This window comes from Ilyobacter sp. (assembly GCF_041583315.1).
Lineage (GTDB): Bacteria > Fusobacteriota > Fusobacteriia > Fusobacteriales > Fusobacteriaceae > Ilyobacter.
In genome coordinates this window covers 1-10,865 of record NZ_JBFHGC010000026.1, presented here as the reverse complement: position 1 = coordinate 10,865, position 10,865 = coordinate 1, and the positions used below count along the sequence as shown (strand labels likewise).

The 10,865-nt window shown below is 38.5% G+C and carries 10 protein-coding genes; 7 read left to right on the top strand and 3 right to left on the bottom strand.

Annotated features, from left to right (window positions below):
- The 4 genes from ABZA26_RS01980 to ABZA26_RS01965 form a co-directional block, all read left to right on the top strand.
- A partial coding sequence (locus tag ABZA26_RS01980; protein WP_372712845.1) for a 4Fe-4S dicluster domain-containing protein occupies positions 1 to 504 on the top strand: 504 nt, incomplete at its 5' end.
- Positions 504 to 1,343, top strand: a complete 840-nt coding sequence (locus tag ABZA26_RS01975; RefSeq protein WP_372712844.1) for an FAD/NAD(P)-binding protein — start codon at positions 504 to 506, stop codon at positions 1,341 to 1,343. The genes ABZA26_RS01980 and ABZA26_RS01975, both read left to right, overlap by 1 nt.
- A 17-nt stretch (positions 1,344 to 1,360) precedes the next feature.
- Positions 1,361 to 2,041, top strand: a complete 681-nt coding sequence (locus ABZA26_RS01970; protein WP_372712842.1) for a 4Fe-4S dicluster domain-containing protein — start codon at positions 1,361 to 1,363, stop codon at positions 2,039 to 2,041.
- 50 nt (positions 2,042 to 2,091) lie between these two features.
- Complete coding sequence (locus ABZA26_RS01965; protein WP_372712841.1) at positions 2,092 to 3,714, top strand: FAD-dependent oxidoreductase; 1,623 nt, start codon at positions 2,092 to 2,094, stop codon at positions 3,712 to 3,714.
- 33 nt (positions 3,715 to 3,747) lie between these two features.
- On the opposite strand, the gene ABZA26_RS01960 is transcribed toward ABZA26_RS01965, so the two are convergent.
- From ABZA26_RS01960 to ABZA26_RS01950, 3 genes are all read right to left on the bottom strand, one after another.
- Positions 3,748 to 4,209 (bottom strand): YaiI/YqxD family protein, encoded by a 462-nt coding sequence (locus ABZA26_RS01960; RefSeq protein ID WP_372712840.1) that lies wholly within the window; start codon positions 4,207 to 4,209, stop codon positions 3,748 to 3,750.
- A 13-nt stretch (positions 4,210 to 4,222) separates the two neighbouring features.
- Positions 4,223 to 5,116, bottom strand: a complete 894-nt coding sequence (locus ABZA26_RS01955) for a mechanosensitive ion channel family protein (protein WP_372712839.1) — start codon at positions 5,114 to 5,116, stop codon at positions 4,223 to 4,225.
- 145 nt (positions 5,117 to 5,261) lie between these two features.
- Positions 5,262 to 6,974: a cation:proton antiporter gene (locus ABZA26_RS01950; RefSeq protein WP_372712838.1), complete on the bottom strand. Its 1,713-nt coding sequence runs from the start codon at positions 6,972 to 6,974 to the stop codon at positions 5,262 to 5,264.
- A gap of 422 nt (positions 6,975 to 7,396) precedes the next feature.
- On the opposite strand from ABZA26_RS01950, the gene mglB reads away from it, so the two are divergent.
- The 3 genes from mglB to mglC form a co-directional block, all read left to right on the top strand.
- Complete coding sequence (gene mglB, locus ABZA26_RS01945; protein ID WP_372712837.1) at positions 7,397 to 8,416, top strand: galactose/glucose ABC transporter substrate-binding protein MglB; 1,020 nt, start codon at positions 7,397 to 7,399, stop codon at positions 8,414 to 8,416.
- Positions 8,417 to 8,480: 64 nt separating this feature from the next.
- Positions 8,481 to 9,998, top strand: coding sequence for a galactose/methyl galactoside ABC transporter ATP-binding protein MglA (mglA, locus tag ABZA26_RS01940; protein WP_372712836.1), 1,518 nt, complete (start codon positions 8,481 to 8,483; stop codon positions 9,996 to 9,998).
- Positions 9,999 to 10,071: 73 nt separating this feature from the next.
- The coding region (mglC, locus tag ABZA26_RS01935) for a galactose/methyl galactoside ABC transporter permease MglC (protein ID WP_372712846.1) at positions 10,072 to 10,865 on the top strand (794 nt) is incomplete at its 3' end.

Sequence of the window (10,865 nt, the reverse complement as noted above, 5' to 3'; positions counted from 1 at the left end):
AGTGTGATTGATCTTTTGGAAGATGCCGGAGAAGAGCATGAGGGGAAAGTACAAGAGATACAAAATGAGATAAAAGAGAAGATGGAAGAACTTCCTTTTTCAAAAATAGATCCTTCAAAGATAGAAGGAACTCAGCAGGAAATCTTTGATAAAGAAGAGATATGGAAGGAGTTCAGTGAAAGATGTCTCGCCTGCGGAACTTGTTCTTATGTATGTCCTACCTGTCATTGTTATGATGTAAAAGACTATGACGGTGGAAAAAGCGGAGAAAGATTCCGTTGCTGGGATTCATGTATGTCCTCTGATTTTACACTTATGGCTCACGGAAATCCAAGAACAAGCCAGATGCAGAGGGTAAGACAGAGGTTTATGCATAAACTTGTCTATTATCCCAAAAATCATGAAGGGGTCTACTCTTGTGTAGGCTGCGGAAGATGTGTGGACAAATGTCCTGTTCATTTGGATATAGTAAAAGTCATCAAAAAATTAGGCGGTGAAAAATAATGAGTTGCACTTGTCACGACAACGATCCATTGATGCCTCAAATAGCAGTTATAGAGGATGTGAGGGTAGATACCCACGATGTTACAACTTTTAAGATAGTCAATCCCAACGGAGGGAAACCTTTTGAATTTATGCCAGGGCAGTGTGCCATGATATCAGCACCCCCTATAGGGGAGGCGATATTTTCCATAACTTCCTCACCTACAGAAGAGGGCTATATCGAGTGCAGCATAAAAAGATGCGGAAATGTCACAGATTACCTTCATCAGCTGGAAAGTGGCTCTGAAATAGGAATAAGAGGTCCTTACGGAAATAATTTTCCCGTGGAAGAACTCAAAGGAAAAGATCTTCTTTTTATCGCAGGAGGGATAGGGTTAGCACCTCTTCGTTCTGTGATAAATTATGTCATGGCCAACCGCGAAGAATACGGTAAGGTGGACATAGTATACGGAGCACGTACTCCAGGAGATCTTGTACATCCAAAGGATATATTTGAAGTCTGGCCGTCAAAGGATGAGACGAAAGTTCACCTTACTGTGGACAGAGAAGCGGATACATGGAAAGGACATGTGGGATTTGTACCTAGTTATGTGGGAAAGCTGGCCTTTGATACAAATAAGGTAGCCTTGGTCTGCGGACCGCCTATAATGATAAAGTACACTCTTCAGTCCTTAGAAGAGATAGGGTTTAAAAAGGACCAGGTCTATACTACCCTAGAGCTCAAGATGAAATGTGGATTCGGTAAATGCGGACGTTGTAATATAGGGGACAAATATGTGTGTAAAGACGGTCCTGTGTTCAGATGTGATGAGATCACAGAACTACCAGATGAATATTAATAATTAAGGAGGCATAAATGTCTAAAAGAGAAATGGTTGATGTATATATATTAGGTAAAAAATATACCGTGCCTGCCAGTCTGACAATAATGGATTCAATGGAGTATGCAGGATATAAACTGACCAGAGGGTGCGGATGCAGGTCTGGTTTCTGTGGGGCATGTGCAACAATATACAGGACAGAGGGTCAAAAGGAACTAAAGGTGGCACTGGCATGCCAGACCACAGTGGAAGACGGGATGTATTTCACTCAGCTGCCGTTTTTCCCGGGAGAAAAACCAGCTTATGATATAAATGAACTAGAGCCAAATGCAGACACAATGGCTAAACTCTATCCTGAAATCTACAGCTGTATAGGTTGCAACTCATGTACAAAGGGATGTTCTCAGGATCTGAATGTGATGCAGTATATAGCCTATGCTCAGAGAGGTGACCTGGAAAAATGTGCCCATGAATCCTTTGACTGCGTGGCCTGTGGAATCTGTGCATCAAGATGTCCGGCAAATATAACTCATTATAATGTAGGACTTCTGGCTCGTCGTCTCACAGGAAAATATATAGCACCTCAGACACAGCACCTAAAAGACAAGGTGGCCAAGGCAGAGGCCGGGGAATATGATGAGGTTATGGAAGAACTGATGAACAAGAGTATAGATGAACTGAAAGAGTTATATAATAATAGAGATATAACAAAATAATTAGATTTATTTGAAAAGTCATAATTTTTGGATATCGAGGAGGTATTTTGATGTACACGGCAGATATGAGGGAACTGATGAAAAAAGTAGTGGAAACACGTTCCCAAAGATTAGGAAAAGATTTTCCAAGGATGAGTCCCGAGGAAAAGATAGATGTTTTAAATGAAAACCATCCTGATTACACAGATAAAGGTTTCAGAGTTTTAAGACACGGTGTAAATAAGGGACAGAGAGTGCCAAAAGAACTTGCTGATCTTATAGAGGCTAAGAGTAAGCTGGAAAATATAGATATAAACCTGGAAAAAATAGATTATGATGTAGATGTTCTTATTATCGGAGGAGGTGGAGCAGGAGCTGCTGCTGCTCTGGAAGCCAATGAAAAAGGTGCCAAGGTGCTCATAACCACTAAACTTCGTTTTGGAGATGCCAATACAATGATGGCTGAGGGTGGAATACAGGCTGCAGATAAAGAAAATGATTCCCCTGACAGGCATTATCTGGATGTAATGGGAGGGGGACATTATACCAATGTACCTGAACTTGCAGCTGCCCTGGTAAAAGATGCTCCCTCTGCCATAAAATGGCTAGATGATCTTGGGGTAATGTTTGACAAAGAAGCAGACGGAACTATGGTGACAACCCACGGTGGAGGAACGTCTAGGAAAAGAATGCATGCGGCGGCAGATTACAGCGGAGCAGAGATAATGCGTGTGCTTAGAGATGAAGTGAGAAATAAAGGTATAGAGGTTTTAGAGTTTTCCCCTGTGGTAGAGCTGATTCTTGACAGTGAAGGAAAAGCAGGAGGAGCAGTATTTCATGACCTTGAAACAGGGAGATACCTTGTGGCAAGGGCTAAAACTGTAATAATGGCAACTGGAGGAGCAGGAAGACTTCACTATCAGGGGTTCCCTACGTCTAACCACTATGGTGCCACAGCTGATGGTCTTGTGATGGGTTACAGAGTAGGAGTGGAGTTGGCCTTTGCTGATACTATCCAGTATCATCCCACTGGAGTAGCCTATCCGGCTCAGATCTTCGGGGCCTTAGTTACTGAAAAAGTGCGTAGTCTGGGAGCCACTCCCCTTAATATAGACGGAGAGCAGTTTGTATACCATCTAGAGACAAGGGATGTAGAGGCTTCTGCAATAATCAGAGAGTGTAATATAAAGGGAAAAGGTCTCGCTACTCCTAGTGGAGGTGCCGGTGTATGGCTAGATACCCCGCTTATTGAGATAATTCACGGAGAAGGAACGATAGAAAAGAGAATTCCAGCCATGATGAGAATGTATCTGAAATTCGGAATAGATATGAGAAAAGAGCCGATTCTTGTATATCCTACTCTTCATTATCAAAATGGTGGATTGTTAATCAAGGAAAACGGAGAAACTCAGGTGGAAAATCTCTATGTGGCAGGAGAATGCGCCGGAGGAATACACGGTAAAAACAGACTTATGGGTAATTCCCTGCTGGATATAATAGTTTTCGGAAGAAGAGCCGGAAAGGATGCAGGGGAAAAGTGTAAGAATATAGAGGTCAAGGAACTTACCCTGGATCATATAAAGAGATACAATGATGAGATGAAAGTCAACGGAGTGGAAACAGACAGAGTTTCGCCTATGATTTTACCTAGTTATACCCATGGAAGAGAAGAGGACGAAAAAAATAGTTTATAAAATTTCAATTTAAAAACTGCTGTAGAGAATTTTCTACAGCAGTTTTTTTAATGGTTTTTTTGATTTTTTAAGAATGGAGATTAGTATTTTCTCAAACTCGAGATCTTCATTATTGGTCCTCTTTTTGGGCCCCTTGGTTCTTCCTCCGGCTTTTCTGATCTTCTGCCCCATGTGTCTCTGAAACATGAGGGATTCGATGTTGAAAATAGTGTAAAGGAAACCTTTTGGATGGATCACTCCAGAGGCTTTCTGGAGGAGTATAGAGGCCAGTCCGTAATCCTGAGTAATAATTATATCACCCTCTATACACATGGTGATTATCTTATGATCCACAGAATCCATTCCCTGTACTACTTTTATCACTGTGAAATTTCCATCTATCTCATGAGCCTCATCTATTACCATTACCAGCTCAACTCCGTGTTTTACAGCCTGCTCCTCGCATATTTTTTTTACTGTTTTTGGGCAGGCGTCAGCATCTACTATTATTTTCATCAGTATCTCTCTTTCATAATGTATTATTGTTACTCTGGTCCTCGTTGTTTTTGAATACAATGGTTCTGTAAGGGAAAGGAATTTCCACTCCTTCATTGTCAAATCTCTTTTTTATGCTTTTATTCAGGTCACACTTCATAATAAATCCGCTTACAGTATCCTTTGACCATACCCAAGCCTTTAGATTTACTGAAGAGTCTCCGAACCCTACTACTCTCACATTGACAGATGGCTCTCCGGCATTTATCTCTTCAAAAGTCCTGTTGTCCAAAAATGACGGATGTTTCATGGCTTCTTCGGTTATTATCTGAATGGCCTTATCCTCATCAGAATCGTAACTTATTCCTATTTCGATGTGGTTGCACACTTTATCCTCTACGATGTTTGAATTTTCTATGATCTCATTACTTATGACAGAGTTTGGTATAATTATTCTTTTGTTCTCAAATGTCCTTATCATAGTGTGTCTGAGAGTTATATCCTCTATTACTCCGAATGTCTCCTTACCGATAAGCTTTACCCTGTCGCCGATTCTGAAAGGTTTGAAAATAGCTATAAATATACCGCTGACTATGTTTGAAAAAGCCTGCTGAGAGGCAAAACCGATAATGATAGCCAGAACACCGGAACCTGCAAAGATGGAAACAACAAGGCTTCTGAATGTAGGAATGGTATACACAGCAGACATGAAACCTATGAAATAAATAATTCCTGCCAAGAAGTGTTTTATAAAGGTAAACTGGGTAGGATCGAGCTCTTTGAGTCTGTGATTGCTGTCCATTATTTTCCTGGTAAGATTTACGCCTAACATAGTTATTGCTACCACCATGGAAAATACAAATATTCTAATTACTAAGTTTAAAAGTATTTTTTCATTAAATAATTCTAAAAATGCCTCTGCGACCATTTTTTATCTCCTTTTATATAAAAATTATTTTGCTTGTGCCTTGTATCTGGTGTTTTTTTCAATGAATTTTAAGAATCTTATCATTATCCAAATACCACATATAATAACATTAAAGTTAATGGCAATCAAAATAAATTTAGATTTTTCATGAGTTTTTAAATAAAATTTTGTAAATGGAATCACTTGTCTTTTGTGCAGAGATACTGTTCTGCACTTCTCTGTTTTTTATTAGGGTGATAAGTTCTCTTATGATCTTAAGCTGGATAATATTGTCGTCTTTAGGAGTTAAAATTAAAAATATGAATCTGGATTTTTTGCCGTCTGGAGAGTTCCAGTCAATACCGTTTTTGGAAAAGCCAAAAGCTATAACCGGATTGTCAAGCTTTTCCAGCCTGGCGTGTGGGATGGCTATTCCCTCTTCTATGGAAGTGCTGCCCATTATCTCCCTGCTGAGAACTTCGGTTTTCAGAAACTCAAAATCGATACCTCTGCTAGAACTGATCACACTTGATATTTTTTCAATGGCTTCAGAGGGGGTAACTGCATCTAAATCCTGAATAATAAGTTTTTTTGAGAAAAATTCCTTCAGAGAAACATCTTTAAATCTTTTTATAAGGAATGCAAGCCACGGCCCCATTATGATAGATGAAAAAATGGCTCCGAAAACAATAGCTATAAAAATCTCTTTTGATATTAGTCCGTATTCCAATGCCAAAAGACTGACAACTATGTGCATCTCTCCACCAGGGACATGAGCTATACTAATTATCAACCTGTCGTTTCTGGATTTATTGGAAAAAGCCGATCCAACCCATGCTCCTAAAAATCTTCCGAAAATTCCGATTACAGTGATTATTACGGCCAGGAAAATATTGAAATTTTCAAAGAAGTCTATTTTCAGGCCGATATTAACAAAAAATATAGGGGCAAAAACAGCATAAACAATCTGTTCTATAGAGGTTCTGGACTTTTCTGAAAAATATTTTGACTCTCCTGCCAGAATTCCGGCTATGAAAAATCCAAAAAGTGAGTGTATTCCTATTTTCATGGTTATTATTCCAAAGGCTATCCCTAAAAGAATAACTACACTTAAAGCTTCTGCAGTGGTTTCAATTCTCTGGTTGCTTATTTTAAAAAGAAAGGTGTTTAATATTTTCTTTACATGAAATAGAGCCAGATAAACAAAGAGCAGAGTGTAAATTATGAGGTATATTATCTTGCCTATTTGAAGGCTCTCCTGTGTGAAGACGGATAGTATTATGGTGAAGATGATCCATCCAATGACATCATTTATAGTAAGGGCAGAGACAATGAGGAAACCAGTATCACTTTTTAAAATATTTAAATCATGAAGACCTCTTATTGCCACCGGCATGGCACTGATAGTCATTATTGTAGCTACGAAAAAAGAAAATGTTATTCTGCTCTCTGGGTTTATCAAATATTTATCAGGTAAAAAAAATATAGGCAGAATGGAAACTAATATAGGTATGACAATATCGAAAAGGGATATTTTTAGTGCATCTTTTTTCTGTTTCCAGACGCTGGAAAAATTTATTTCTAAACCTGTTGTCATCAATAAAAGAAATAAACCGAGCCATCCGATTGTTTCTATCATGTTTTGCTGTATGGCATCTGTGGGGAAAAGTTTCAACTGGAATGCTGGAAATAATCTCCCTAAAATAGTGGGTCCCAGAAACACACCTATGAGAATATCTGAGGTCACAGTTGGCTGCTTTATCTTTTTTAACAGAATTCCAAAGTATTTTGACAGAGACAGGATGATAAAAAGCTGTATAAGAAACAAAAGTATATTGCCTTCATTTAGATAATGCATGACATCCTCACCTTCTCCCATTTAATTATAAAAATATTTTCATGAGATAACGTATATATCCGTAATAATCCATGATCCGTTTCAATTATTGCAGTCTTATTATCTCTATATTTATACAGTTTTTCAGGGAAGTATCCTCTAATTTTGACTTCTTAGTTTTCATGTGGTGGTTTTCTTGTATCATGCTAAAATGTAGGGGTTTTTTAATAGGTATGGGAAAAAAAACGATGAAAAAGTTAACTAAATAAAATAAAAGTGCTTAATTAATTTATTTAGTTAAAAAAGGTATGGTTTAAAACCCTTATAAATAAAAGAATAGGGCTTATAGTTCAGATTGAGTTGAAAAAAGACTAAAAATAAACAGTAAGCTTAATTGACAAACGGTAAAAACAGAGGTAATCTTCTAATATGAAATACATATCTAAATTTATAGGAGGAGATTGATGAAAAAATTAGGATTATTTCTTGCATCGTTAACTTTGGTGGCAGGATTGACAGGCTGCGGTGAAAAAAAAGCACCTGAAACAAAAAAAGATGCTAAAACTATAGGGTTTACAATTTACAAGTATGATGACAACTTTATGGCTCTTGTGAGACAGGCTATAGAAGGAGCCGGAACTGCTGCAGGAGACGGTGTAAATATATTAATGAATGATTCTCAGAATGACCAGTCGAAGCAGAACGACCAGATAGACGTAATGATATCAAAAGGTGTAGATTCACTGGCGATCAACTTAGTTGACCCGGCTGCAGCCCAGACTATAATAGATAAGGCAAAGAAAGAAAATATTCCTGTAGTTTTTTATAATAAAGAACCTTCTCAGGATGCTTTGGCAAGCTATGAAAAAGCTTACTATGTAGGTACAGAGTCTAAAGAGGCAGGAGTAATACAGGGAGACCTAGTTGCAAAGCAATGGGTTGCAAATCCACAGTGGGATCTAAACGGAGACGGTAAAATCCAATATGTACTTCTAAAAGGAGAGCCTGGACATCCAGATGCTGAAGCAAGAACTGAATATGTTGTAAAAACTCTTAATGATACTCATAAAATAGGAACTCAGGAACTTCACATGGATACGGCTATGTGGGATACAGCTCAGGCGAAAGATAAGGTAGAGGCTTGGCTTTCAGGACCTAATGCAAAGAAGATAGAAGTAGTTATCTGTAATAATGACGGAATGGCTATGGGAGCAGTAGAAGCTCTGAAGGCAAACAAAAGAGAGGAGCTACCTGTATTCGGAGTGGACGCTCTTGCTGAAGCACTAGTTCTTATTGAAGATGGTAAAATGGCGGGAACTGTTCTAAATGATGCACCAAATCAAGGACAGGCTACATTTGATCTGGCTCTGAATCTTGCAAACGGAAAAGAGGCAACAGAGGGAACAGCATGGAAAATGGAAAACAAAGCAATACGTGTACCTTACGTAGGAGTAGACAAGGATAACTTAAAAGACTTTAAATAAAAAAAGTTTTAATAGAGAGGGTGCTAGTCACTCTCTCTTATCTTTAGAAAAGGGGTACTTTAAAATGGAGAGAAATTTAGAAGATAACAAGCAATATCTCCTAGAAATGATAAATATATCAAAGGAGTTTCCAGGAGTAAAGGCCCTAGACGGGGTTACCTTAAAGATAAGCCCTCACAGTGTTCACGCTCTCATGGGTGAAAACGGAGCAGGTAAATCAACTCTTATGAAATGCCTGTTTGGTATTTACAGTAAAAATTCAGGAGAGATTTTTTTAGAGGGGAAGCCTATAAATTTTAGTTCTTCAAAAGAAGCGCTAGACAACGGTGTGTCTATGGTTCATCAAGAATTAAATCAAGTGCTTCAGACAAGTGTTATGGATAATATATGGCTTGGAAGATATCCTTTGAAAGGGATGTTTGTAGATGAGGCCAAGATGTATAAGGACACAAAACAGATATTTGAAGAACTGGATATAAATATAGATCCAAAGACAAAGGTGAAATCCCTTTCTGTATCCCAGATGCAGATGGTTGAAATAGCCAAAGCTGTTTCATATAATTCCAAGATAATAGTTATGGATGAGCCTACTTCATCTCTTACAGAAAGAGAAGTAACTCATCTCTTTAAGATAATAAATAAGCTGAGAGACAGAGGCTGTGGAATAATATACATATCACATAAAATGGAAGAGATATCAGAAATATCAGATGACATAACCATACTGAGAGACGGACAGTGGATAGCCACAGAAAAGGTAGAGGGAATGACTACAGACCATATCATAAATCTAATGGTTGGACGTAGCCTGACTCACCGTTTCCCGCCGAAGGATAATAAGCCCAAAGAGGTCATTCTCGAGGTTAATGACCTTACGGCAAAATTCCAGCCTTCTATAAAAAATATATCATTCCAGCTTCATAAGGGAGAAATACTGGGAATAGCAGGACTTGTGGGAGCCAAAAGAACAGATATAGTAGAGACTCTCTTTGGAATGAGACAGAAAGAGAGCGGAGATATAATTCTTCATGGGAAAAAAGTAGAAAATGCAGACTCTCACGAAGCCATAAAACACGGGTTTGCCCTGATAACAGAAGAAAGACGTGCTACTGGGATATACAGTATGCTCGATATCAACTTTAACTCTGTTATTTCAAACTTGGAAAAATACACTACCAAGCATAAACTTCTGAATGAGAAGAAGATGAGAGATGATACTGACTGGGTAATAGCCAGTATGAGAGTGAAAACTCCAAGTCAAAAGACCAATATAGGATCACTTTCCGGAGGAAATCAGCAGAAAGTAATAATCGGACGTTGGCTTCTTACTGAGCCGGAAATATTGATGATGGATGAACCTACCAGGGGAATAGATGTAGGAGCAAAGTTTGAAATCTATCAACTAATGATAGATCTTGCCAAAAAAGATAAGGGAATAATAATGATATCTTCAGAGATGCCTGAGTTACTAGGAGTGACAGATAGAATACTTGTTATGAGCAACGGAAGGGTGGCAGGAATAGTTAATACAAAAGAAACAACCCAAGAAGAGATTTTGAGACTGACGGCAAAGTATCTGTAGAGGAGGAATAAAGGTGGAAATTTCAGTAGAAGAAAAAAAGAAAAAGATAAATTCAAAAGATGTAAAAAGATGGATGATGGACAGAGGAATCTATGTGGTTTTGATACTTCTTCTTGCAATAATAATAACTAAAGAACCGACGTTTCTGAGTATAAGAAACTTTAAAAATATCCTGACTCAGTCATCTGTGAGAATAATAATAGCACTTGGAGTAGCGGGACTGATTGTTACTCAGGGAACAGACCTTTCTGCAGGAAGACAGGTAGGACTTACGGCAGTGGTTTCTGCTACTCTGCTTCAGGCTACTACAAATGTGAATAAGGTGTTCCCAAATCTGGGAAACATACCTATACCTGTAGTGATACTTGTGGTGGTGGCCATAGGTGCAGTCATGGGTATAATAAACGGAGTAATAATAGCAAAGCTTCATGTAACACCTTTTATTGCTACTCTGGGTACTATGATAATAGTCTATGGTGCAAACTCTCTGTATTATGATTTTGTAGGAGCTTCACCAGTAGCCGGCTTTGATGAAAGGTATTCTTCTTTTGCTCAAGGATCTCTTTACCTGGGCAGCTTTGAGCTTCCGTATCTGATAATATATGCCACGCTTGCCACAGCATTTATGTGGGTTCTGTGGAATAAAACCAGATTCGGAAAAAATATTTTTGCCATAGGAGGAAATCCTGAGGCGGCAACTGTATCAGGAGTAAATGTAACTGTAAATCTTATAAAGGTTTATGCCCTTTCTGGGATGTTTTATGCTTTTGCAGGTTTACTGGAAGCCGGACGTATAGGAAGTGCCACAAACAATCTGGGAAACATGTATGAACTGGATGCCATAGCGGCCTGTGTTGTGGGAGGAGT

What these genes read in the sequence shown, in the direction of transcription:
- ABZA26_RS01975 (WP_372712844.1), top strand. Translation starts at nt 504, where the DNA reads ATGAGTTGCACTTGTCACGACAACGATCCATTGATGCCTCAAATAGCA.
- ABZA26_RS01970 (WP_372712842.1), top strand. Translation starts at nt 1,361, where the DNA reads ATGTCTAAAAGAGAAATGGTTGATGTATATATATTAGGTAAAAAATAT.
- ABZA26_RS01965 (WP_372712841.1), top strand. Translation starts at nt 2,092, where the DNA reads ATGTACACGGCAGATATGAGGGAACTGATGAAAAAAGTAGTGGAAACA.
- ABZA26_RS01960 (WP_372712840.1), bottom strand. Translation starts at nt 4,209, where the DNA reads ATGAAAATAATAGTAGATGCTGACGCCTGCCCAAAAACAGTAAAAAAA.
- ABZA26_RS01955 (WP_372712839.1), bottom strand. Translation starts at nt 5,116, where the DNA reads ATGGTCGCAGAGGCATTTTTAGAATTATTTAATGAAAAAATACTTTTA.
- ABZA26_RS01950 (WP_372712838.1), bottom strand. Translation starts at nt 6,974, where the DNA reads ATGGGAGAAGGTGAGGATGTCATGCATTATCTAAATGAAGGCAATATA.
- mglB (WP_372712837.1), top strand. Translation starts at nt 7,397, where the DNA reads ATGAAAAAATTAGGATTATTTCTTGCATCGTTAACTTTGGTGGCAGGA.
- mglA (WP_372712836.1), top strand. Translation starts at nt 8,481, where the DNA reads ATGGAGAGAAATTTAGAAGATAACAAGCAATATCTCCTAGAAATGATA.